This window comes from Flavihumibacter sp. UBA7668 (assembly GCF_002483205.1).
In the GTDB taxonomy this organism is placed as follows: Bacteria; Bacteroidota; Bacteroidia; order Chitinophagales; family Chitinophagaceae; genus Flavihumibacter.
Window position 1 is genome coordinate 198608 of sequence record NZ_DLHM01000005.1, and the last position, 23493, is coordinate 222100.

Consider the following 23493-nt stretch of genomic DNA (forward strand, 5'->3'; position numbering starts at 1 on the left):
CGGCGGTCTTTTTTTATTTATTCATTTCAGTGTTTACTGAATAAAGAACTGAAGTGTTTGTCTTTCAGAATTGATAGATGTTGTAATGAAGTAGCTTCCTTTTTGAAGAGCTTCCACATTGATTTTTGCACGGCTATCTGAACCGAACGTGATTTGTTCCTGACGAACGATTCCACCAATTGCGTTATAGATGGTAACTGTTACTTTTTTATTGGTCCAGTTGCCATTTTCGATGGTCAGCGGCAGGTTACCGGAAATAGGATTCGGGAAGATGCGCAGGCCTTTCAATGCAACATCGCCGTTGGAGATCCGGATGATTTCGCTGTAGCTGAACTTGCCATCACGATCCGTTTGTTTGATTCTATAATAAGCCGAACCAGTTAATGGATTGGTGTCTTTAAAGTTATAGCGGGAAATATTAGTGGTGTTTCCAACACCGTCAACCGCGCCAATAGTACTGAAGCCATGCCCGTCTGCAGAACGTTCGATGGTATATTCTTCATTGTTGACCTCAAGGGAGGTGCTCCAGTTCAGCTCAACTGAGCCATTCACGTAACGGCCGGTAAAACTTAACCAGGTTACCGGAAGCGGGTTGGCAACTTCATCAATTGTACTTAAAGTGAAAACCGGTGAACCCTGTGTAACTGTAATATTATTGGTATTGGCAGATGACACGTAATTAACGCCACCAACATTTTGAAGGCCACCATTTCCAACCAATTGCCAGAATCCAGGATTTGTCCAGGCCGCAACTCCAATGGTTGTAGGATCAGTAATACCACCACTTCTTACTGACTCAAATGACAACCACACACGTGGACCCGGAACCGGTGTTGCACTTGTTTGATCCAGTACCCAATATTCAGCCTCACTGATTTTTAAATCAGGAGGATTGGTGGGAGACTGTTGATCAATTGGGAAAGAACCATCCGGGTTAACATGGAAGTATTGAGCCCTATATGTGGCATTAGTAATATTGGCATTGAATCCACCCCCACTTATGTGGATTGGACCATAGAATCCTCCATTACCTGTCGGAAAGGTAAAAGCATTGTTGCCAGTTCTTAGAACAGGACCTTCTACATAACTTCCGGAATTTCCACCGAGTGCGATTACCCCGTTGACAGCGAAATTTAAAATATTTGTAGGAGTAGTTTGAAGAATTCCTCCTGTAAATGTTACTATCTGACCAGCTACATCTAATACAACTGGTGAATTTAGTGTAACCGGTCCAGGAGCTGATTTAACAAAAGAAATATTTCCATTAATATGACCGGATTGGCCGGCACTTAAATTGACTGACTGTGCATTTGCACCTGAAAATTCCAATTGTATCGCAGATGAAAGGGGTAATGCTCCTGGTGCAAAACTAAGGTTTCCACCAACTTCAAGAAATGAAGGGTTGGATAAAGAACCACCAATACTGATAAATGAACCGTTTGTAATTGTCAGATCATTTGTAGCGATTAATCGATCTCCGAACTCAATGTTCATAAATCCGGAAGGACTGGTATTATCCAGCACAAGATTATAAAAAGAAGTTGAACCATTTATAGCTGGAGAACTTACACTGTAATTTCTCTGAACATTAGATTGGAAAACAACTGTTCCATTATTACCTGCAAAGCTTCCTGAATTGCTAAAATTCCCGTTGAATGTCATTGTTCCCGCAGATCCAATAATTGACCCACCAGTTCCGATATTAAAATTTGTATAATCCCAATTCACATTATCGCCGTCTGGAAAATCAAGTGTACCTGAATTTAAGTTCATTGTTGAATTGGCAACAGAATTCAAATTAATCAAATTGCCTGGGAGATCAGTAACAAATGTTAAGGTTGATGCAGCATTTGACTTATTAATTGCAATGGTACTTCCACTTTGTTGTGTAAGGGGTGCATTAATATTTATTATGCCATTTGATGCGCCTACGAATTCAAAATTTGCAATAATTCCAAGTGATGTTTGAGCCACTGTTAAACCTGCACCTACCTGAATGGAGGCACTAGCTGCTCTAAATAATCCGCTCGTAAGTATCAGGTTATTGGAGATAATAACCTGATCACCAACTCCAACATTCAAATTATTTGAGGCTGGAGTTGTTTTGTTAACTTCCAAATTATAGAATGTAATAGTTCCTGCGCCTGCACCATTGTTGTTGATAGCAGCATTATTTGGGCCACCAAAAATAGCCGTACTGGTTCCTGCAAGAAAATTGTGAGCAGGAGTTGTTGTTGTTATGTTTCTCAGGAAGGTCATATTTCCTGAACCATTAAATGTTCCTCCATTAAAAGTTACGGCATCAGTAAATAGAGTGGAGGTGCTACCAGTAGTAAATGTTCCCCCATTTTGGATAAAATAAACTCCAATACTGGAAATTGCTGGCAATGTTATTGTGCCACCGTTTATTAATGCGCTTGCCTGAATGGTCAGCGAATTTGTACCTCCCGGACTTATTGTTCCTGAATAACCAGCACCAACATTCAAGCTTCTGATGGTAATATCAGGAATATCAAGTATACAATTGGCATCACTAACACCATCAAATTGTGCCGATTGACCGGCTACCGGTGCGCCAGCACCACCAGAACCTCCGGTAGAGTTTGACCAGTTAGCGGGGTTTGACCAGTTTCCGGAAGCTCCGGGCGCAACCCAAAATTTTGCTTGCGCAAATGCGCCGGTTGAAATAAATAAGAGTAGGATTGAGACGTGTACAAGTCTTCTCATGGTAGAGTATTTATGAAAAAAGAGGTTCATGGATAACACAGTTTTAAAAATGACTAAATAACCATAGTGCCAGGCACCTGGTTACGGTTCAGGAAATAGTCTTTAATAGAAGAATGGAAAACTGTGGTTATTCCGGAGGATTTTGGAAGACTTGGACTAAAGCACAAACAAAAATAGTCATATCCAAGATATGACTATAATTTTAACTAATTTATTTATTACCAGTATTTTTACTTACGTATGGTCACTTTGGTACCGATTGGGATCATTTCATACAATTCATCCATTTCAGATCGTTTCAGGCTGACACAGCCATTGGTCCAGTTTTGAAAATAATCTACGGCCATATCATCCCGCATCCAGGTACCATGAATTGCGATGCCATTTCCTATTCCTTTGTTCTTGGGAATCAATCCTTTAGTCTTTCTGTCTTTGTATTTTGCCCAGTCTGCAGGCGTCGGATAGTCCAATAGCATAATTTTCCCCCACTTATCATGTGGTCTTTTGGAGATGATTTTGTACTCCCCTTCAGGTGTTTTTCGGTCTCCTTCCCACATTTTGTCGCCGAGGGTTTTTTCTCCGAAAACTACCGGATAGGTGGCATACCATCCCTCATCATCGAAGATGCTGAGTTCATAATCGGTTTTATCGACCATAAGCCGGGGAGTGCCGTTCAATTCAGAATTCAGGCGATTAAAGCGCACTTTCCGGTAATTATGCCCGGAAAAGGACAGGAGGCCAACGGTGCAGAGGGCCAATAAGGATACGGATACGCGTGAGAGCTGCATATAGTTGATTTTTTAAAACTAGCTTCAACGGTTAGGGTATCACAAAAACGTTGCCTGTTATTCATTTATTTCGGCTGTGGATAAACTTTGGATAAACTTAACAATAAAGCCCCTGAAAAAGGGCTTTATTATATTGATGATCATTTATTTACGTGGTATTTTTAATTGCCATCCGGGCTGGATCAAATCCGGATTTTTAATCTGGTCGGTGTTCGCTTCGTAAATATCCTTCCAGCTTAATCCGGGGTATTTCTTAGCAATTTTACTCAAGTTGTCACCTGATTTTACTGTATAGAGCTCTTCCGCCCCTTCTGCCAGACTCAGATTCATGATCAGGTCTGAATCACGGAATTCAGGATTCAGGGTTTCGTAATGGTCCCAAATTGCGTCCTTAACTGCTGCACTGGGTGCTATACCATCTATGTACAGTACTCCATCCTGCTCCCTCACTTCTAAATTGCTAACACCCTCCCGGGTAGCAAGGTCAACCAGGCTTTTGTATTTATTATCCTGCAGTGCCATAATTTGGTAGTTTATTTGATGGTTAATTTGTTTTCAATTTTTTTAGGTTTCAACTCATTAAGCTTAACCATCAATCCCTGCAGATCGGCTTTTTTAATTTCACCGGTTAAGGTTATAACGCCATCCTGCACCGCTGCCTGAACTTTAGAGAGGCTTAAAGAAGAAATGGCAGCATTGGCTGTTTCCTGTAAAGTGGTATCGGGATTAATAACAACAGGCGCAGGAGGAGGTGGAATGGTGAGGTTACTGCTGACTGATTTTACCCCTTTTACTCCTTTCGCGGCTGTTTCTGCTGCTGATCGGGTGGCTTCGTCTGCAACCTCACCGTTTAAGGTGGCAATTCCGTCTTTTACCGATACCTGAACGCCCGGATATGCTCCCAATGCGGTTGCCAGACTTTTTTCAATATCGGCATCCTTGGGTTTACAACCGGTAAAGGCAACTAATCCAACAAGGAATAGTGCCCAAAGCAATCTGCTGATTCTGTTCATACTAATTATGGTTTAATGGTGAAAAAGCAAGGTTGAGGAGTTTTCTAATGAAATACTCTGGGTTCCATTTCTTTGGCAGACTGGATCATTTCTTCCAGCATTTCAACAGAGGGTACTTTCCCGGATAAACCAAACTGATTATTTACTTCCACCAGTTTCGTATGCAGGTTTGCCGGATTTCTGGTAGCCAGTTCCTTTACCGTATCTACTCCAGCTGCTTCCAGAAGCTCAGCCGTTTGTCCGGCTATGCCATTGATCCGCATCAGATCAGCATGGTTGACCCAGGTAAGAATCAATGATTCAGGCAGTTTGGAGCCTGCTGCAAGCACTTCTCTTCCAGCTTTTGTTCCGGCTTTCTGGAGCAGATCCCCAGTGGTTTTAATTCCATGTGCCTCCAGTTTTGCAGCATAAGTGCTTCCGATGCCTTCGATGTCTATTACATTATACGCCATAGTTCCTTTCTTTGATTTATCTAAATATACAAATTGTGGATAGCCTAAGTACTTATCTGTATATTATTAATAAAAAAACAGCCTGCAATTAGCAGGCTGTTTAAGTATCAGGTATTTTATAATCAGAAGGTGCTGAGACGCAGACCTACTGTATAAGGGGTGAAGTCAAGCCCTTTTTTAAACATGGATTCTGTAGCATAGGAGCCAAAGACCTGAACCGGACCAAGATGAAGTTCACCAACATAAGCCAGCTTGAAATCATTCAGTCCCAGATTGCCTTTCAGTTTTTCCTTTCCAGTTTCATCACTCCGGTATTTCTGTCTGGATCCATAGAGATAACTGCCACTTATACCCGCACTGATGCCAAATGAACGTTCCAGTGATTTCTTCGGAGTGAAATTTATATTCAGCATAACGGGCACGGTGATATAATTCATGGCCAGTTTGTTTTTGTTGTAATCGATGTCCTGATCCACATAAACGGAAGGTGGATTCTTTGTAAAACGAATGTCTTCCTCAAAGCGGAAATTATAGAATTCCAATCCCGCACCATACCGAAGGTTTACCACATGTTTGATCATATTGAGACGCCCCTGTACAAACCAGATATTCACATTGATTGATTTGGAATTCCGGAGATTGAAATCATCCCCATCCATACCCGGCGCAAAAGCCTGGGCTTCGGCACTGTTGTAATTAGTGTTATCAACAAAGTTATTGAAGCCAAGGTCGAAAGCAAACCAATACGTGGAGTTATTGGATTTTCTGTTATACCGGCGATGTTTCAATTGAATATTGACATCCCTGTTCTGGCTGGCAGATTGGCCATTTTTCAGGATGATGATATTGCCGATTCGCATGGTATCTCCTTCGGGGGAGCTTTGTTTGGTGCTGTCTGTTTGGGCCTGTACTCCGGTAAGGGCACTAATTGCCAGGGCCAAGAGGCTGATCTTCTTTAGCATATAGGTGATTTTTCTATTTTTTATGTATTACTGTTCATTGGAGGCGGTAAACACGCCGCTTTTTGCCCGGTCTTCAGATAAGGGGTTGTTTTTATCTATAAATCGACTGGCTTTTCTTAATAACCCGCGGAGTGGCGTTTTCCGAACCACCTCTTTACCGGGAACAAAAACGAAATCATCTCCGTTTTGGTCATTCATGGCAACCACGATAATCGTTTGGTCGCTTGTTTTAACCGGAATGATGCGGTCTTTCGGATTTGGTACTTCCAGTTTGGCAATCGATCCGGCATCCGGCTCCTCAATTTTATGGGCGATGGAACCTATAGCAGGTAGCCTAACTGCTCCGGATAGTTCCGGCAAACTGGCCGCTGGTAGGGCTGTATTTGAAGTTGTTGGTTTGGTTGCCGGATTGGATTTTTTTTGGTTAACTGCCAGCTGATCTGAAACTGCTGCTCCATGCTGGTTTTTTTGCGGCAATTGTGTTTCGATTTTGACCTCCTTTTCCAGCTTTTCTGCAGGTTCTTTCAGGCGGGCTGCCAGATCAGGCCTGGATTCAGTAGGAGCTGGATGAATGTTTTCTTTACCGGATTCGGTACTAGCAATCGAAGTGGTTGAATTCTTTTCCTGCCTCATCCAGAAAACCCCCAATGATAATACTAACAAAGCTGCTGCTGCATATCGGGCCCAAACCGGGAACATTGGACGAACCCTGCTTTCTTCTTTTCTATAAAGCAGGTCCTTATCTGGAAATACTATACCGGTATCAGGCCTTAGTTTGGTCTTTTGAATCAATTCAAATTCAGCCTGAAACTCAGGATTGGTATAAACAAATTGCTCCGTTGCTGCTTTTTCTTCATTGTTTAATTCATCATCTGTATACTGTACAAAAAAGGATTCATGGTTGGATATATTAACCAGACTATTGGTGTCCTCCGTACGAAATAGCCTTGATTTATCTGGAAATACAGCTGTTGGTGTCTCCTGGGGAAGAACAACGGAGGAAAGCATATCCATTTCTACCTGCAGATCCGGATTGGACCGGAGGAATTCTTCCACTTCCAATTTTTCAGCTTCGTTTAATTCCTGATCCACATAGAGCAGGAAAAAGACTTCGTAATTATTTCTGTTAATGTTCATGGCGTCAAGATTTTGGGTACTTCAATTACAACACATTCTCCGGACTCACCAGGTAATTCTTCAGCTGAATTCTGGCCCGGTGCAGGTACACTTTTACCTGACTCTCACTAAGTGAGGTAATTTGTCCGATTTCTTCATAGGAATAGCCTTCATAATCCTTCAGCAACACCAGACTCCGTTGGGTTTCGCTCAATCGGGAAAGTGCTTCTTCCAACACTTTTTTAAGATTGCTAACCGGACGGTTAATGGTTCGGGTTGTTTCAGCAAACTCCTCTTTAAGCTGGATGCGTTTGGATTTCCGGAGATGATCAATCATCTGGTGATATGCTACGGTAAACAAATAACTTTTGCTTTTATCGTATTCGATCGAATCCCGGTGCTGCCACATTTTTTCAAATGCTGACTGCACTATATCCTGTGCGTCCTCCTCGTGCCGGAGGTTCTTTAGTATAAATCGGTACACATTGTCGGCGTACGTCCTCACACATTCATTGTATTCCCTCTCTGTCATAAACAGTTTTGTTGAATTTTCAGTCGGTTCTATAGGTTATACGGATGAAGAAAGCATAAAGTTACAGGACAAGGGAGAAAAAGGAGAAAAAGGGGAAAAAGGGGGAAAAGTGTTTAGAAGCTGATAGAAAGCAAATTACCGGTTAAGGCTTCAAAAATGATGGAACTGCTGGCCGGGAGAGGAGTGCTGTCTATTTTTTGCAATTCCTCGCATGGAATGTTTTCTGCACTGGTAATATGTGCAGCAGTACCAAGGCGGGCGATAAAGGAAAAACTCAGGATTACCACAGCCAGCGCCACCAATGTGACAAAAATTAATTTTGGATGAGTAATCGTTGGTTTCATGCCGCGGTTTTCAGAATTAGACGCAAGATAGATGCCTCTTGTTACAGCGAATAGTAAAAAAAGTTAAATAAAATTGAATTTGATAAAACCCAATCGATTTCACGAACAGTTGTTAGCGAAATTTTCTTCCTTATTTTTACGCACTAAACAGGAACTATGAACGAGAATTTTGTAAAACGGATAGCAGCGGAGTTGAATGAAATTGAAACAGCAGGTTTGTTTAAAAAAGAACGCATCATAACCAGCGAACAGGGACCGGAAATAATGGTGAACGGAAAAAAAGTGCTGAACTTTTGCGCCAATAATTACCTGGGATTATCGTCACATCCAAAAGTGATTGAGGCAGCTCATCGGGCAATAGATACACATGGATATGGAATGAGCAGTGTTCGCTTTATTTGCGGAACGCAGGATATTCATAAAACACTGGAGAAAAAAATTGCCGACTTTCTGGGTACTGAAGATACCATCCTTTATGCCGCCGCATTTGATGCCAATGGTGGTGTGTTTGAACCGTTGTTTGGCGCTGAAGATGCCATCATTTCGGATGAATTGAATCACGCATCCATAATTGATGGCGTGCGGCTCTGTAAAGCGCAACGTTACCGCTATAAGCATAATAATATGGAGGATCTGGAAGCACAGCTGAAAGCATCTTCCAACGCCCGCAGCCGGATTATTGTTACCGATGGCTCCTTCAGTATGGATGGAACCATTGCCCAGCTGGATAAAATTTGCGACCTGGCCGATCAGTACGACGCTATTGTGATGATTGACGAATGCCATTCCTCCGGTTTCCTTGGAAAAACCGGCAGAGGTACACATGAATACCGGGGTGTGATGGGCAGGATTGATATTATAACCGGCACCCTGGGCAAAGCACTGGGCGGTGCTTCGGGGGGCTTCACCAGCGGCAGAAAAGAGATCATCGAAATGCTGCGCCAAAGAAGCCGACCTTACCTGTTCAGTAATACCGTCGCTCCCTCCATTGTTGGTGCATCAATTGCTGTTCTGGATATGTTAAGTGAAACTACAGAGCTGCGCGATCGCCTTGAGTTCAATACCGGGTATTTCCGTAAAGAAATGACTGCTGCAGGGTTTGATATTAAACCGGGCGACCACCCGATAGTGCCCATTATGTTATACGATGCAGTAGTGGCACAACAATTTGCCTCCCGATTATTGGAGGAAGGCGTGTATGTAATCGGTTTTTTCTTCCCGGTAGTTGCAAAAGGTCAGGCAAGAATCCGGGTACAGTTAAGTGCTGCACATACCCAGGCTCACCTGGATAAAGCAATTGCCGCATTCACAAAAGTAGGCCAGGAGCTGGGTGTTATTTTGAAGCGATAAGGCTGATTTCAACGTTTACATTACGGGGTAATCCTTTCACTGCTACAGTTTCCCGGGCTGGGTAATTGCCGTCAAAATATTTTCCATACACTTCATTAACTGCCGGAAAATTGGCCATATCAGTTAGGAAAATTGTTGCTTTTACTACCTCGGAAAAGCTGAAACCTGCCGCTTTCAATACTGCGTCCAGGTTTTTCATAACCTGTTCGGCTTCACCGGTAATATCGGTAGCTTCAATGGTATTGGTTGCGGGATTAATGGGTACCTGTCCGGATATAAATAATAAGTTACCGGTTTGTACTGCCTGACTGTACGGCCCGATTGGAGAAGGGGCTTCTTGTGTATTGATGATCTTTTTTTCCATTTTGTAAAAATAATTGCTTTGTACTTTTGTTATGATGAACCTACCAATAAAAGTGGCCATTCTTGCAAATGACCGGCAGGATTTGTTTCCGCCTCACTGCGAGGAGCCGGTGGTAATGCTTTGGGCAGACTCATTGGATAAATTCCTTGATCAGACAGCCGATCTTTTTATAGATCTGGATTTTGATGGCTCGGAAATTCGAAAGAAACAGTTGAAAACACTGCAGCCTTCCATTATTATGGTAAATTCGGTTAGCTGGACATGCAAGGACCTGCCAACCGGATTTGTTCGTCTTAATGCATGGCCTGGTTTTACCCATCCCGAAATCCTGGAACTGGCTTTTGAAATGGATGAACTCCCAGAGCCAATCAATCTTTTTGCAGCAGCATGTGGAAAAACCTGCCTTAAAGTTCCTGATACCATCGGAATGATTCGTCCTCGTATGCTTGCCATGATCCTCAATGAAGCGTGGATGGCACTGGAAGAAAAGATCAGTTCCCGAAAAGATATTGATACTGCCATGAAAATGGGTACCAATTATCCGTTGGGTCCTTTTGAGTGGACAGACCTTATAGGCAAAAAGCAGGTTCTTACACTCCTGCAGCAACTGGAAAAACAAAATCCTTCTTATAAACCATCCAGTCTGCTGGAACGCTACATCAATGAACCATGAGTTGTTTATTAACTATTGATACATCCCTGGAAATTGCTTCCGTTTCTGTTATCCGGGATGGCGAATTACTGGGTGTTGAAACCAATACCTCCCAGAAGGATCATGCAGCCTGGTTGCAGCCAGCCATACAATCCATGTTCAATAAATCGGAAATTTTGCTATCAGAGCTGGATGCCATTGGGGTTGTTGCTGGCCCGGGTTCCTATACCGGATTAAGAGTCGGAATGGCCAGTGCAAAAGGTTTCTGTTATGCTTTGAAAAAGCCGTTGATCACCCTCAATGGGTTATATGTTATGGCTTCCGCTTTTCGGAGTCAGTATTTTGAAAATGGTTTTATCTGTCCAATGGTGGATGCGCGCCGAATGGAAGTATTTACGGCTTTATATGGGGCAGATCTTAATCAGGTACTTGATCCTCAGGCCATGATATTAGAAGAAGCATCTTTTGATTATTGGCTGGCAGATCAAGCTGTTTACTTCATCGGAAATGGAGCCGCGAAATATAAAGTCCTGTTAAAATCGCCAAATGCCATCTTTCCTGAATGGCGAATTTCTCCGGCTGATATTGCACGAATTACGCAGGAAATCTACAATAGAGATGGATTTGCTGACCTTGCTTACGCGGAACCAATGTATATAAAAGCTTTTTATCACCCCGCAAAAGCAAATTCTTGATGTATTTTAAATAATTGCTATGTAAATTTGTCCTTAAGGTTAAGGCTATTCATAGAAATTTTAAATCCCATCTGAGACATGAACACAGTAGCAGGAAATTATCTATTGGTTAACGAGGTAGAAGGCGCTGAAATGAAAGTTGATTTCTTACATGTAAAAAAAGCGGCACTTACACTCAGAGCAATGAATCACAAGTTGCGTCAGCAAATCATGAAGTTGCTGGAAGAAAATGACAAACTTACCGTAACTGAAATTTATGTTCGTTTGCGGTTGGAACAGTCAGTTGCTTCCCAACATCTTGCCATTTTACGCAGAGCAGGCATTGTGAAAACTGAGCGTGATGGTAAATTCATCTATTATCGGTTGAATGAACCAAGAATTATTGAGATCAGCCGTTGCGTAGAAGACATTATCAGCTAATCCCTTTCCAAATTTGTGTGAGAGGCGGGTAACTTTTAACGGTTCCCGCCTCTTTTTTTATTTTTGCAGCATGAGTAGTACAATGATTACACCCGATGTGTTTCGGGATTTAATGGAAAAACAGTCCACACTTATATTGGACCTTCGCCCTACCTCAGATTTTATAACCGGATTTGTTCCGGGTAGTATTAGTGCCGGTACTTCTGGTAAATATGATAAATGGATAATTGAAGCAATTGGTGGCGAACCAGTTGTACTTATTTCTGAGCCCGGAAAGGAAGAAATAGCGGCTGACCGGTTTTCTAAGTTGGTTCATTCTGAATCTCTATTGGTTTTAGCTGGCGGATACGAATCCTGGGTGAAATTTGCCAGGCAGGCAGATATGATCATCGAAGTAGAAGCCGATGAATTGGCACTTGATCTTCCGCATGATCCCTATCTCCAATTGATTGACCTGAGAGGTGAAGTGGAATTTGAAAATGCACATGTCACTAAAGCTCAGCATATTCCATTAGCTGAACTGGTGGATCTTGCCACAATAGCAAATTTTGATGAAGACCAGCAATTTTACCTGTATTGTGGCGGGGGACAACGCAGTGTACTGGCAGCCAGTCTGATCAAACGACAGGGTGTTCATAATCTTCGGGTAGTGGCAGGTGGTTTTGATGCTATCCAACAAGAACCTTCCATTCCACTTACACAGAAACAAGACCATTCCGGATAGCAAAAGTTACCAGGCCAACCCTGGTTTTGAGACGTAACTTATCAAATAAAGTGTCCCTGTACCCGTCAATGGTACGGGGACTCAAATACATTTTACTGGCAATCTCCTTATAAGTTAATTCTGTGCAGGCGTATTGGAGAAATTCAATTTCCCGATCATTTAAAATGGTCAACGGATTTCTGTGCTCCGCCATATCACTGTCCTCATACTGACTGATGGTATGAATCAACCTTCCAGTTACCAGTTCAGAATAATAATAACCTTTCTGAATTAGGGCTTCCATCGCGGCATTCAGGTCACTTGGCTCACAGTATTTCATAATATAGCCCCTCACACCGGCCTTGAACATTCGGATGATGGCATTTTCCGTATCATACATGGATAGTGCCAGCGTACGGATATCAGGATAGTGCCGTTTTAACCAACTGGTGGTGGAATAACCATCCATTTCAGGCATATTTACATCCATTAATACCAGATCCGGAAGGTTTAATGGATTCAACATTTCAGTCAGTTCTTTTCCATTTGAGGCCTCAAATAAAACCTCGAACCGATCAAAGCTTTGAACGGTGGCTGCAAGGCCATTGCGGAGTAATACATGATCATCCACCAGGACCACCTTGAATTTTTGATTCATTCAGTTGTTTTTTGTGATGAAGCAAACAGGCACAGATCAGGCGGTTTTTTTGGGTTATTGAACCAGTGACCGATAGGGGGCAACTTCCTGGGCCGGAGCCGGACTTTGATCAATCCAACGGTCGGAATATTCGGGCTTCCATGGTTTCTTCCATCGTCGGTGACTCCATAACCACATATCGGGATGCCGAAGGATCGTTTCTTCCAGGAAATCGCGGTATCGACGGGTCAATTCCCCTTCCGGAAGAGAAGCCGGATTTTCTGTCGCAATCTGAACATGCAGATAATAATGACCCCGTTTTTCTTTGGTAATATGTACAAATGCAACCGGAATATTTCCTGCCCTGGCCCCTTTTTCAGGTCCGGGTATAAAGGCGGAAGGATGGCCAAAAAAATTCAACCAGTAGGCCTGATACACTTTGGATGGAACCTGATCGGCCACAAGTCCCAGTAAATATTTGGTATCTCTGTAAGGTAAAATGCTTCGTTTCATATCTGTGGCAGGAAGCAGGATGGTGCCGGTTTTACTTCTAAGCTTTCGAAAAACTTTGTCCATGGCTTTGTTCTTCAACGGCATATAAACGCCCAGAAGGGGATGTTTGCAATAATATCCATAAGCAAGGTTTCCAAGTTCCCAGTTAAAATTATGACCCATATGAACCTGGCATCGTAAATCCCGATCAAAGAGCTCATTGAATTTTTCGAAATCACCCTGCATCCGGCTGGTGATGAAGTTTTTACCAGCGGAAAACAGTTTAATTGTTTCGATAAATGTATCTATGAAATTAGTTTGAAACCTGCGCCTGATACGAGTTCGTTCCTGCTCTGTTTTGTCGGGAAATGCCAGTCGAAGGTTGTTGTTGACAACGGCTCTCCGGTAACCGGCTAATTCGAAAATAAGCCAGCCCAACAAATCACCAATGGCATATAAAACCCTAATTGGTGCAAGTGAAACCAGGTATAAAAAACCATAAACAAAATAATACATGTTGGCCAGCTATTTTTACAAATGTAATGGCCTGTTTGGCCTTGTCCAAGTTTGCGAGGGGGAGAAAAACACGGTATTTTGATCGGTTAGAGGGTGATATTCTGTAAAATCGGGCTTTTTTCAGGGTAGTCCGTGTTGAAATGCAATCCACGGCTTTCTTTTCTGAACTGCGCACCTTTAACGATAAGATAAGCCACCGTTATCATATTCCTCAGTTCACCTAATTGTGGAGAAAGAGTTGTACTGACGTATAATTTTTCTGTTTCTTCCCAAAGCAGGTCCAGTCTGCGCATCGCTCTTTCCAAACGCACATTGGTTCTTACAATGCCCACATAATCACTCATCAGCAATTGTAATTCTTTCAAACTCTGGGTAATAAGGATCATTTCTTTTGGATCGGTTGTTCCTGCCGTACTCCAGTCGGGTATCCGGCCGGGATCAATTGGGTTAATCGGGTTTTTTGACGCTGCTTCAAAGGCCCGGTGTCCAAATACCATGGCTTCCAGCAGAGAGTTGCTTGCCAAACGATTTGCACCATGTAATCCTGTTGACGCACATTCACCTGCCGCAAATAAATTCTGAATGGATGTTTGCCCCCATTCATCTGTTTTGATTCCTCCGCAACTGTAGTGTGCAGCAGGCGCAACAGGAATCTGATGTTGGGTGATGTCAATCCCTATAGACAAACATTTTTCGTAAATATTCGGAAAATGATGAATGAATTTTTCTTTATCAAAATGACGGCAATCGAGATACACATGTTCCGTACCGGTAATTTTCATTTCAGAGTCAATAGCGCGGGCAACAATGTCTCTGGGTGCAAGATCCTTGCGTTCATCATATCTTGCCATAAAGGCTTCACCATATTTATTCCGAAGAATTCCTCCGTCTCCACGTACCGCCTCAGTAATCAGGAACGCCTGTCCGCCTATACCCGGCTCATACAGGGCGGTTGGATGAAACTGAATGAATTCCATGTTTTCAATGCGGCCCTTTGCCCGATATACCATCCCCACTCCATCGCCGGTTGCAATAGACGGGTTGGTGGTGGATCGGTAAACCTGTCCATTGCCACCGGTTGCAAGCAGAGTGGTACCCGCCAGAATTTTCTCAATTCGGTTATTGGTGGTATTAAGTGCATATACGCCAAAACACTGGATATCCGGAGTGCTTTTTGTTACCAGATAACCCAGGTGGTGTTGCGTTATAAGTTCAATTACAAACCAGTGTTTGTGAAATTCAATATTTGAAAATTGTTGCACTTTTTCGATAAGTGCTCTTTCCATTTCCTTTCCTGTAACATCTTTGTGGTGTAAAATGCGGTATTCACTGTGGCCGCCTTCCATTCCCAATGAATAATCTCCGTCTGCATCCTTATCAAAATTGGCACCCCAGTTTATCAGTTCGCGAATCCGTTCAACCCCTTCCTTCACCACAATCTCCACTACTTTTTCATTACATAAGCCATCACCTGCAACCAGGGTATCATTGATATGCTTTTCAAAGCTGTCATTCTCAAAATCGGTTACTCCCGCTATGCCACCCTGTGCATATTTGGTATTGGTTTCATCGGCTGCAGCTTTGGTTACAACAGTTATTTTTTTATCCGGAAAACGTTCGGCCATTTTCAGGGCATAGGTTAATCCGGCTATACCGGAGCCAATTACCAGGAAATCAGTTTGTATCATGCGATGCGGAAAATTGAATGAATAATGAATAATTGTGCCAGTCCATAAGTTAGCATAATACCAACACCGGCTAATTGAAATGGTTGTATGAATTGATTGATGGCAAGCAGGCTGTCGGAAACAACAAATAATGCAGCACCAGTTATTAGCAGGTTACTGAAATAATTGCGCGGAACTGCAGTACTATGAAAAGCCAGCAGGAACATGGTTCCGATGGCCAGTGCATAAATCAGGACAGGAATCTTCAGCTCAACCGGCAGGTATTGGAATACCCAGCCATATAGCAGGAGAATATAGATTCCGATTCCAATAAGCAGCGGGATATTCCATTGACCACCCGGATTTTTTTGCTTTTTTATACGAATAAAAATCAGGCTGTAAACAAGTTGTGCAAGTAGAAAAGAACCTAATCCGGCCATGAAATAACCTGGTTCAGATTGCATTAGGAAGACATCTCCCAGCCAGGAAAAAATCAGAGAAATTATGACCAGGTTACGATTCGGGAACTCCCTGTTGGTGACAGAAATAAAAAAAACCAGCAACCATGTCATCAATAAGGGCTTGGTTATAAATCGAACCAACTCCCAATCAGACAGTATGGCCAGCAAATGCACTGCCAGTAAAAGCAGGTAGCCCATCAGCCAGCCATTTTTTTTTGCCCGATTGTTTTGATTCATTAATAACGAATGATTATTTCCATTGATTTGGGTGAATCAAGTGCAGCAATCATATCCCCCTTAAGAGTTACTGTTTTTTTGTCGGCAGAAATTACTGCATTGGAATTGCTTACTGATTTTACTTTTCTTGGAAGCTTTACGGTAAGATTCATATTCATATCACCCATCATGCCAAGCATACCTTTGGATTCCTGCAATTTCGGATCATTGCTCAGGCTGTCGAAACGGGCTTGGTTCAGGATGCGGCTATATTCACCATTGCTGAACTTAATATCGTACATGGAACTGATTTTTTCAATGCCAGTTCCGCTTCCTCCACCTGGAATTATGCCGGGCTGATCGGGTCCGGGTTGTTGTGCGCCACCCAGGTTTTTCAGGGAATTACCCATCATACCCATTTCATTCATGGCCTTATATAATTTGTTGGCATCGGCTAAACTATTGAAAGGATAATCCATCTTCATTTTGAACAGATTTTCTTTCATGTTCATCTGGATCTGCATCTTTCCGTTTCTTAAGAGAGCTTTGTTTTCAGCACTTAATTCCTGTACGGTATCAACAATATCTTTCATTAAGATGGTGGTATCCATTGCTTTTTCCAATCCGTCTTTCTGAAGATCTTCAGGTGAGGCAAAACCTTTCAACATCTCAAACAATTGCCCCATATCTGTGCGTACCGCCATCTTTCCGGATCCGTCTTCTTTTATTTCAACTTCTTCTTCTATTTGAATACATGCGGTAAAAAAAACAGCAATCAGGCAGGATAAGAGGAGTTTATACTTTTTCATTTATGTGGTTTAAATAGTGGAACAAGTTAATTCGTTTCTTTGGTTTGTACGCTATAATGTACAGTCATCGTTTTACTTTCTCCCGGACCAAGTTTCAACAATCCGATTCCGTTATTGAAACAGTTCGGTGCCGAACTCAGGTTCTCAATGGCAATGCTTTTACGGTCGGGTGGCGTATATAATTGCAGATAGGGATACCCTTCATCTGTTATAAATCGAATGGAAATGCCGGATGCCGGATCTGACAATTCACATACCGGCTGACCTGCTGCGGGGTCAATTAAAAAACAATTATCCAGTATGGTGTTGCCAAATGGCTTGCTTGCATTAAATACCTGATACGGCAGAATTTTTCCTGTCGGGATCAGCTGCTCATTAAATTCCAGCATGCCTTTGGCAGGGAACCGTAACCAGCAATTATTGATGGTATCGCTTAGTTGAAAATAAGGATGCCATCCATCTGCAATAGGAATGGTTTTGGTATCCAGATTGATAAGTGTGGTTTGTATTTGCAGTGTGTTTCCGTGTAATAAAGTATAGAGCACCTGGCAGGTGTAATGGAAAGGATAACCCGGATCTTCTGCCTTAAACTCATATTCAAACAAGGCAGATGAAAAAAAATCTGTTGTCTTTTGCTCCTTGATCTGAAAGGATTTGTTGAACAATAACCCGTGTATGGCAGAACCATCCGGAAACCGGTTGGCAAACTGATACTGCTCTCCTTCCCATTGGTAACTGCCCTTTTCAATGCGGCAGGGGAAAGGGGAAAGTTTACTGCTTTTATAACTTAAGGCCAGTTCCTGATCGAGTTCTGCCTTATTCGAATAGTTATTGATGATATTAACCGGACCGTTGGTGGAATTCACCGAAAATGCGTGCAACATGGCCCCATATTCAGGGGCTATGGATACGGTACAGGATAATTCATCGTCGTGCAGATGGATCAGTTGGATGCCTTTTTGGTTGGAATGGGTAATACGAAATCTCATGGAGCAAAACTACCTAACTTTGCGGCACAATTTTGAATTATGCGTTATCTCTTCGGCTGGATCCTTATATCGGTTTACCTCTTTGCCTGCTCCCCCAATAATGTGGAGCAAAATGCGGCACTCGCCAATTTATTGGAAGCAGAGAAGGTAACCGGATCAATCGGGATCTTTCATAATTTAAGCGGCGATTTCGTACTAAGTAATAAAAATTGGTTTCGCGACAGCACCGCCAATCCGGGTTCCAGCTTTGATATTATTCAATCGCTTATTGGGATTGAAACCGGACGGCTGAAGGATGACAGCTCGAGTTTGGCAGGAATAAGCCTGGATCAGGCGTTCAAAGGTGATTCCGTTGTATTTTTTAAAGCCCTTGCCAACACAATTGGACGCGATACCATGCAAAAATGGCTGGATACCCTGGGATATGCGCGCCGGTATGATACACCGCGTATTGCACAACTGGATCAGTTCTGGTTAAATAATTCATTAAGCATTACGGCGGATGAACAATTGGGCATTGTGAAACGCCTGTATTTTGATCAATTACCCTTTCAGCGCCGCACCCATTCAATTGTGAGCGATATGATGCTGCTGGTGGATAGTGCCGATTTTAAACTGGCCTATAAATTGTCCGAAACCAGGAACGCGGATAGTACGCGGGTGCTTTGGCTGCAGGGATGGAAGGAAATCCGTCAGCATCCTCATTTTTTTGTAATTCAGCTGAGAAGTAAAGAGGAGGGGGTGGATCTCAAAGCTGCTGCAAAAAGAATCCTGGATAAGGTTTTGGCCGACTTTTTGCCCTAAATTGCTCTAAAACACCGACCCTTGTTCCGATTAGAACATCCATTCTGGCTTATCGCCCTGATTCTGGTGCCACTTTTACTGGCAGCTTATCTGGTTGCCCTTCGGTTGAAAAAAAGAAAAATGGCACTGGTAGGTGATATTGAACTGGTGCAGGCGCTCACCAAATCCTATTCCCCCAGGCGATATTTATTAAAGTTTATAGCAGGTATGCTGGCCCTGGTATTTCTGGTTCTTGCGATTGCTAACCCGCAAACTAAGGGTGCAGCGCTGGATCAAAACCGGCAGGGACTCGATGTAATGCTGATTATGGATGTGAGCAAGAGTATGCTGGCACAGGATATTCAGCCCAACCGTTTGGAAAGATCACGTCAGTTAATGAGCCTGCTGATTGATAAATTATCCAATAACCGGCTGGGTATGATCTGGTTTGCAGGTCGGGCGTATTTACAAATGCCCCTAACTTCTGACTTATCCGCCGCTAAATTATTTTTACAAACAGCCGGACCGGATGCTGTTCCCACACAGGGTACAGTAATTGGCGAAGCACTGCGTCTGGCAGGTACAGCCTTCAATAGTCAGGAACAAAAATACAAGGCCGTAGTGCTGATTTCTGACGGAGAAGATCATGATCCGGAAGCAATGGAGATTGTAAAAAAACTGGTTGAATCCGGTGTAATGATTAATACGGTTGGAGTTGGCTCCACACAGGGTACAACCATTCCGGATCCGGCTACAGGCGGCGCTAAAAAAGATGCAGCCGGCAATACGGTTATCAGCAAATTAAATGAAGCGCAATTGCGTAATCTGGCGCAGGAAGGGAATGGAACCTATGTGTATTTACAGGATGCTGCTTCAGCTGCCAATTCCATCAGCACCCAGTTGGAAAGCATCGAAAAAAAGCATCTGGAAGATGGTAGTCGGGTTCAATACAACAGTTATTTTTACTGGTTTCTGTTGATCGCCTTCGGAATCTTGATTTTTGAAGTATTTCTTACTGAACGAAAACCATCGCTTGCATGAAAAGTCTGGTTACTGGTATAGCAGTTTTAAGTTTTGCCGTAATGGCAAAAGCTCAATCACCCCAAATCAGGGAGGGGAATAAATTATATAAAGAAGGCAGGTACGAGGAGGCGGTGTTGCAGTATGAGGAAGCCCTGAAAAAAAATCCGGATGATTTCACAGCAATCTATAATCGCTCCAATGCTCTGGCCAAAAAAGGCGATAAGGCTGCAGCAATGGAAGGATATGAAAAAATAATTCAGAAAGGGAAAGACCCCCGCCTGGTGGAGAAAGCCTATTATGATAAAGGTGTGTTGCATCAGCAACAGCAGCAATTGGACGAAAGCATTTCAGCCTGGATGGAAGCCCTGAAAATGGATCCGGAGGATAAAGAAGCAAGGGAAAATTTACAGAAGGCGTTAAGGGAGAAGAAGCAGCAGCAGAAAAAGGAAGAGGAAAAAGAGAAAGAGGAGAAGAAGGATAAAAAGGAGGAAAAGCAGCAGGAGAAGAAGCCGCAACAGAGTAAGTTGAATAAAAAACAGGTGGAACAATTGCTGAAAGCACTGGAGCAAAAGGAAAAAGAAGTGCAGAAAAAAATGCAACAGAAAGGCGGCAGCCCCAGTCGCCCTGAAAAAGACTGGTAACAACCAAGCGGATTCGGTTGTTATCTTTACCAAAAATCGGACAAATGGAATTTTACAGCGATTCGCTGACGAGTTATAAAAGATTGATTACCAGGGAAGTTCGTATTGGCGATTTGGTGCTCGGGAATGGGCATCCCATACGGATACAAACCATGACCACAACTGATACGATGGATGTTCAGGCAACCGTGGCTCAATCCATTCGATGTATTGAAGCAGGCGCTGAACTGGTGCGGATTACTGCCCCCAGTAAAAAAGAAGCCGAGCAATTACAGCTGATTAAGGATGCATTACGCAGCCAGGGCTATACTACACCATTGGTTGCAGATATTCATTTTACCCCCAATGCGGCAGAAATAGCTGCCCGGATTGTAGAAAAAGTAAGGGTTAATCCGGGTAATTATGTGGATAAGAAAAAATTTGAGCAAATAGATTATACAGATGCTGAATATGCGGAAGAGATTGAGCGCATTCGGGATCGGTTCACGCCATTGGTCAAAATCTGCAAAGAATATGGAACAGCCATGCGGATTGGAACTAATCATGGATCACTGAGCGATCGGATTATGAGCCGTTATGGCGATACGCCAATTGGTATGGTGGAAAGTGCGATGGAATTTCTTCGTATTTCACGCGATCAAAGTTACCATAATATCATTTTGAGCATGAAATCATCCAATCCATTGGTGATGGTGCAGGCCTATCGCTTACTGATTCAGACCATGCAAAATGAATTCGGTGAAATTTATCCGCTGCATTTGGGTGTAACGGAAGCAGGAGATGGTGAGGATGGTCGGATCAAGTCGGCAATAGGAATCGGAACCCTGCTGGAAGACGGAATTGGTGATACCATACGAGTATCCCTCACCGAAGATCCGGAATTTGAAGTGCCGGTTTGTCGTGATCTGGTAAAACGATACCAGGCGGCTGCCGGTGAGTTGCCGCTTGCTACTGCTGGAATTGTACCTGCTCTAGCGGCTGGCGGGCCTGGTTACAATCCATTTGAATACAAACGAAGAGAAAGTTTTCCGGTTGATATTATTGGTGGCGGACAGGTTCCGGTAGTGGTGGCTGATTTGAGTGGTATTGGAAAAATCACTGCGTCTGATTTGGTGGCTATCGGATATTCCTATGATCCTGCTACAGATAAGTGGACAATCGGTGATGCTGCCGCTGATTTTGTATTTACCGGTCATCAGTTACTTGATTTTGCCCTGCCGGGTACCCTGAAAGTGATTTGTTATCCGGCTGCCTGGGTGCTTGCGGAGGATAAAGAAAAATATTTTCCGATTTATCAGGACAGTGGGTTTGTTGAGGCGGAGAACAAAAGTGAACGCATGAATTTTGTGATGGTGGATTGTTTCAATGACGAAAATCCATTGCATGGATTTTCACGGCTGGAAGAGTTGGCGGCTGATTCTACCGTTGTGATTTGCTTAAGTAGTACCAATCAAAATGCAATGCAATCGGTGCGAAGAATGATGATGGAATTGATCCATCGTCGGATTCAGAATCCTGTGGTGTTTATTACAGATAGTAAATGGACAACGGTAGATGAACACCTGATTCATTTTGCAACCGAAACCGGTGCCTTGTTTCTGGAGGGATTGGGAGATGGAATTTGTTTGGGAATATCGGCTCCGGAATCTATGAAAAATATGAAGGTGAGTGGCAGAACCTATCTGCCGGTGAGTAATGTGTATCAGTTCATGAACAATACAGCCTTTTCAATTTTGCAGGCTACGCGGACACGGATTTCAAAAACTGAATATATATCCTGCCCAAGTTGCGGCCGCACCCTCTTTGATTTGCAGGAAACCACGGCAAAGATCCGCTCGGTTACCAATCACCTGAAAGGGGTGAAAATTGCGATTATGGGATGTATTGTAAATGGTCCCGGTGAAATGGCCGATGCCGATTTTGGTTATGTAGGCAGTGGTCCGGGTAAAATCACCCTGTATAAAGGCAAGGAAGTAGTGAAACGAAATGTTGCCAGTGAAGTCGCTGTGGATGAACTGATCCTTTTACTTAAGGAAAACGCCGCCTGGATAGAACCCGCCTGATCTCCACCCGACCGGTGCCACCCGACCGGTGAAAGTTAGAACCGGCGGAGAACAGCGCGTTGGTGGCTGCGCATGCCGTAGGTTTTTATTTTGGGGATGGTGGTATCGCCACCGCCGGTAATAACAATGGGTTTTTCCTGATAATTGTAGAATTCAACCAGCAGGCTGTCGCCGGAGAGCTGATAACTGTTCAGGATCGTATTTCCTTCTACTGTAAATGTTCCGCAAAACCGATCGCCGATCAGGAACTGGTCGAGCACAATACTGTTTAACTCATCGATTAGCCAGTGGCCTCTTTCCTTATTGAACGGTTTTAAGATATAAGGGCGGTTATCTTTTTGAGCAGTTCCATAAATAATTCTCCAGGTATAATGATCTGTACTGTCTGCAGGCAGTATATGTAGTTCCATCTGAACACCCGGGCGCTGCTGTAAACCCTGGTACCAGATCAGGTTGCCCTTCCATTTGCCAACCAGGTTTTGAGGAAAGGGCAGATTTTGTGCAAGCAGGTTGCCCTGTACAAGAACTAGAATAATAAAAAATAAGACCTGTTTTTTATACAACATGTAAGTTTTTTTGATTTTTCATCTTCTTTTCATCTTGGGGTGCAAGATTTGTTCCAGTAAGCAATATTGCTACAAACAAATTAAACTACCTCAAATGAAAACATTCTTATTTGTTCTTTCCGCAACCCTGATGAACGGTATCCTTTTTGCTCAGTCAAATTCATCAAAGCCTGGGCTGGCATCCAAAACCGAAATAATGGCACAGGGAACTACAGAATTGTCTGCGGAACCAACCATGGAGAAAGTACGAATCTTAAAGAATTCGACTGAAAAAAAGGCATCAGCAGCAATTTCTTCCAATATTGAAACAGCTTCAGCCGTTTCAACAAAGGTGCAGGGAGAAAGCCGGAAAACGGTTAAAGCAACTCGTCAGCAACTGGCAAAAATGCAGCCTTCACTACGGATTCAGCCTTCTGCAAATGTGCAGTCATCAGTTAAAGTGATGTCGCCCAGCGTGCAGGTAAAAACAAAAGTAAACACAGGGGCAGGTATTCGTTTACATTAAATAACCA

Annotated in this window: 27 protein-coding genes; 10 read left to right on the forward strand and 17 right to left on the reverse strand. The window is 43.1% G+C overall.

The window, feature by feature from the left end; all coding sequences use genetic code 11:
• Nucleotides 1-33: 33 nt before the first annotated feature.
• The 9 genes from B2746_RS12930 to B2746_RS12970 all read right to left on the reverse strand — a co-directional run bounded on the left by B2746_RS12930 (nt 34) and on the right by B2746_RS12970 (nt 7934).
• Nucleotides 34-2727: a T9SS type A sorting domain-containing protein gene (locus B2746_RS12930; protein ID WP_290794559.1), complete on the reverse strand. Its 2694-nt coding sequence runs from the start codon at nt 2725-2727 to the stop codon at nt 34-36.
• A 230-nt stretch (nt 2728-2957) separates the two neighbouring features.
• Nucleotides 2958-3515 (reverse strand): L,D-transpeptidase family protein, encoded by a 558-nt coding sequence (locus B2746_RS12935; protein ID WP_290794562.1) that lies wholly within the window; start codon nt 3513-3515, stop codon nt 2958-2960.
• Nucleotides 3516-3659: 144 nt separating this feature from the next.
• Nucleotides 3660-4037 carry a LysM peptidoglycan-binding domain-containing protein gene (locus tag B2746_RS12940; protein ID WP_290794565.1) on the reverse strand — a complete coding sequence of 126 codons (378 nt, stop codon included), beginning with the start codon at nt 4035-4037 and terminating at the stop codon, nt 3660-3662.
• 11 nt (nt 4038-4048) lie between these two features.
• Entirely contained in the window at nt 4049-4528 is a 480-nt protein-coding gene (locus tag B2746_RS12945; RefSeq protein WP_290794568.1) for a BON domain-containing protein, read from the reverse strand.
• A 44-nt stretch (nt 4529-4572) separates the two neighbouring features.
• Nucleotides 4573-4980: a DUF4332 domain-containing protein gene (locus B2746_RS12950; protein ID WP_290794570.1), complete on the reverse strand. Its 408-nt coding sequence runs from the start codon at nt 4978-4980 to the stop codon at nt 4573-4575.
• Nucleotides 4981-5102: 122 nt separating this feature from the next.
• Nucleotides 5103-5942 (reverse strand): outer membrane beta-barrel protein, encoded by an 840-nt coding sequence (locus B2746_RS12955; RefSeq protein ID WP_290794573.1) that lies wholly within the window; start codon nt 5940-5942, stop codon nt 5103-5105.
• A gap of 27 nt (nt 5943-5969) precedes the next feature.
• Entirely contained in the window at nt 5970-7079 is a 1110-nt protein-coding gene (locus tag B2746_RS12960; RefSeq protein ID WP_290794576.1) for a hypothetical protein, read from the reverse strand.
• Between the two features lie 25 nt (nt 7080-7104).
• The gene (locus B2746_RS12965) at nt 7105-7590 is read right to left on the reverse strand and encodes an RNA polymerase sigma factor (protein WP_290794578.1); all 486 of its coding nucleotides are present in this window, start codon (nt 7588-7590) and stop codon (nt 7105-7107) included.
• Between the two features lie 113 nt (nt 7591-7703).
• The gene (locus B2746_RS12970; protein WP_290794581.1) at nt 7704-7934 is read right to left on the reverse strand and encodes a hypothetical protein; all 231 of its coding nucleotides are present in this window, start codon (nt 7932-7934) and stop codon (nt 7704-7706) included.
• Between the two features lie 156 nt (nt 7935-8090).
• Here B2746_RS12970 and kbl point away from each other — a divergent pair, with 156 nt between their 5' ends.
• Nucleotides 8091-9284: a glycine C-acetyltransferase gene (kbl, locus tag B2746_RS12975; protein ID WP_290794584.1), complete on the forward strand. Its 1194-nt coding sequence runs from the start codon at nt 8091-8093 to the stop codon at nt 9282-9284.
• On the opposite strand, the gene B2746_RS12980 is transcribed toward kbl, so the two are convergent.
• Nucleotides 9268-9648 carry a RidA family protein gene (locus tag B2746_RS12980; protein WP_290794587.1) on the reverse strand — a complete coding sequence of 127 codons (381 nt, stop codon included), beginning with the start codon at nt 9646-9648 and terminating at the stop codon, nt 9268-9270. The genes kbl and B2746_RS12980 overlap by 17 nt on opposite strands.
• A 31-nt stretch (nt 9649-9679) precedes the next feature.
• Here B2746_RS12980 and B2746_RS12985 point away from each other — a divergent pair, with 31 nt between their 5' ends.
• The 4 genes from B2746_RS12985 (at nt 9680) to B2746_RS13000 (ending at nt 12139) form a co-directional block, all read left to right on the forward strand.
• Complete coding sequence (locus tag B2746_RS12985; protein WP_290794590.1) at nt 9680-10321, forward strand: 3-hydroxyacyl-CoA dehydrogenase family protein; 642 nt, start codon at nt 9680-9682, stop codon at nt 10319-10321.
• Nucleotides 10318-10995 carry a tRNA (adenosine(37)-N6)-threonylcarbamoyltransferase complex dimerization subunit type 1 TsaB gene (gene tsaB / locus B2746_RS12990; RefSeq protein WP_290794593.1) on the forward strand — a complete coding sequence of 226 codons (678 nt, stop codon included), beginning with the start codon at nt 10318-10320 and terminating at the stop codon, nt 10993-10995. Before B2746_RS12985 ends, tsaB begins: the two co-directional genes overlap by 4 nt.
• Nucleotides 10996-11073: 78 nt before the next feature.
• Nucleotides 11074-11415, forward strand: coding sequence for an ArsR/SmtB family transcription factor (locus B2746_RS12995; protein WP_290794596.1), 342 nt, complete (start codon nt 11074-11076; stop codon nt 11413-11415).
• A 70-nt stretch (nt 11416-11485) separates the two neighbouring features.
• A complete protein-coding gene (locus tag B2746_RS13000) occupies nt 11486-12139 on the forward strand; it encodes a rhodanese-like domain-containing protein (RefSeq protein ID WP_290794599.1) in 654 nt (217 codons plus the stop codon).
• On the opposite strand, the gene B2746_RS13005 is transcribed toward B2746_RS13000, so the two are convergent.
• The 6 genes from B2746_RS13005 to B2746_RS13030 all read right to left on the reverse strand — a co-directional run bounded on the left by B2746_RS13005 (nt 12111) and on the right by B2746_RS13030 (nt 17905).
• Complete coding sequence (locus tag B2746_RS13005) at nt 12111-12776, reverse strand: response regulator transcription factor (RefSeq protein WP_290794602.1); 666 nt, start codon at nt 12774-12776, stop codon at nt 12111-12113. The two genes, B2746_RS13000 and B2746_RS13005, sit on opposite strands and share 29 nt — an antisense overlap.
• 54 nt (nt 12777-12830) lie before the next feature.
• Entirely contained in the window at nt 12831-13763 is a 933-nt protein-coding gene (locus B2746_RS13010) for a lysophospholipid acyltransferase family protein (RefSeq protein ID WP_290794605.1), read from the reverse strand.
• Nucleotides 13764-13849: 86 nt separating this feature from the next.
• On the reverse strand, nt 13850-15451 hold the full coding sequence (nadB, locus tag B2746_RS13015; protein ID WP_290794608.1) for an L-aspartate oxidase: 1602 nt from the start codon (nt 15449-15451) through the stop codon (nt 13850-13852).
• Nucleotides 15448-16128, reverse strand: a complete 681-nt coding sequence (locus B2746_RS13020; RefSeq protein ID WP_290794611.1) for a lysoplasmalogenase — start codon at nt 16126-16128, stop codon at nt 15448-15450. Before B2746_RS13020 ends, nadB begins: the two co-directional genes overlap by 4 nt.
• A complete protein-coding gene (locus tag B2746_RS13025; RefSeq protein ID WP_290794614.1) occupies nt 16128-16916 on the reverse strand; it encodes a hypothetical protein in 789 nt (262 codons plus the stop codon). Before B2746_RS13025 ends, B2746_RS13020 begins: the two co-directional genes overlap by 1 nt.
• 26 nt (nt 16917-16942) lie before the next feature.
• On the reverse strand, nt 16943-17905 hold the full coding sequence (locus B2746_RS13030) for an aldose 1-epimerase (RefSeq protein ID WP_290794617.1): 963 nt from the start codon (nt 17903-17905) through the stop codon (nt 16943-16945).
• A 39-nt stretch (nt 17906-17944) separates the two neighbouring features.
• On the opposite strand from B2746_RS13030, the gene B2746_RS13035 reads away from it, so the two are divergent.
• The 4 genes from B2746_RS13035 to ispG are packed head-to-tail and all read left to right on the forward strand — an operon-like array spanning nt 17945 to nt 22415.
• Entirely contained in the window at nt 17945-18709 is a 765-nt protein-coding gene (locus B2746_RS13035) for a penicillin-binding transpeptidase domain-containing protein (protein WP_290794620.1), read from the forward strand.
• 21 nt (nt 18710-18730) lie between these two features.
• Nucleotides 18731-19729, forward strand: a complete 999-nt coding sequence (locus tag B2746_RS13040) for a VWA domain-containing protein (RefSeq protein WP_290794622.1) — start codon at nt 18731-18733, stop codon at nt 19727-19729.
• The gene (locus B2746_RS13045; RefSeq protein WP_290794625.1) at nt 19726-20352 is read left to right on the forward strand and encodes a tetratricopeptide repeat protein; all 627 of its coding nucleotides are present in this window, start codon (nt 19726-19728) and stop codon (nt 20350-20352) included. Before B2746_RS13040 ends, B2746_RS13045 begins: the two co-directional genes overlap by 4 nt.
• A 44-nt stretch (nt 20353-20396) precedes the next feature.
• Complete coding sequence (gene ispG / locus B2746_RS13050; protein ID WP_290794628.1) at nt 20397-22415, forward strand: (E)-4-hydroxy-3-methylbut-2-enyl-diphosphate synthase; 2019 nt, start codon at nt 20397-20399, stop codon at nt 22413-22415.
• Between the two features lie 35 nt (nt 22416-22450).
• Here the strand turns inward: ispG and B2746_RS13055 are convergent, their stop codons facing one another.
• Nucleotides 22451-22981: a hypothetical protein gene (locus B2746_RS13055; protein WP_290794631.1), complete on the reverse strand. Its 531-nt coding sequence runs from the start codon at nt 22979-22981 to the stop codon at nt 22451-22453.
• 94 nt (nt 22982-23075) lie between these two features.
• Here B2746_RS13055 and B2746_RS13060 point away from each other — a divergent pair, with 94 nt between their 5' ends.
• Nucleotides 23076-23486, forward strand: a complete 411-nt coding sequence (locus tag B2746_RS13060) for a hypothetical protein (RefSeq protein ID WP_290794634.1) — start codon at nt 23076-23078, stop codon at nt 23484-23486.
• The last annotated feature ends 7 nt before the right edge of the window (nt 23487-23493 follow it).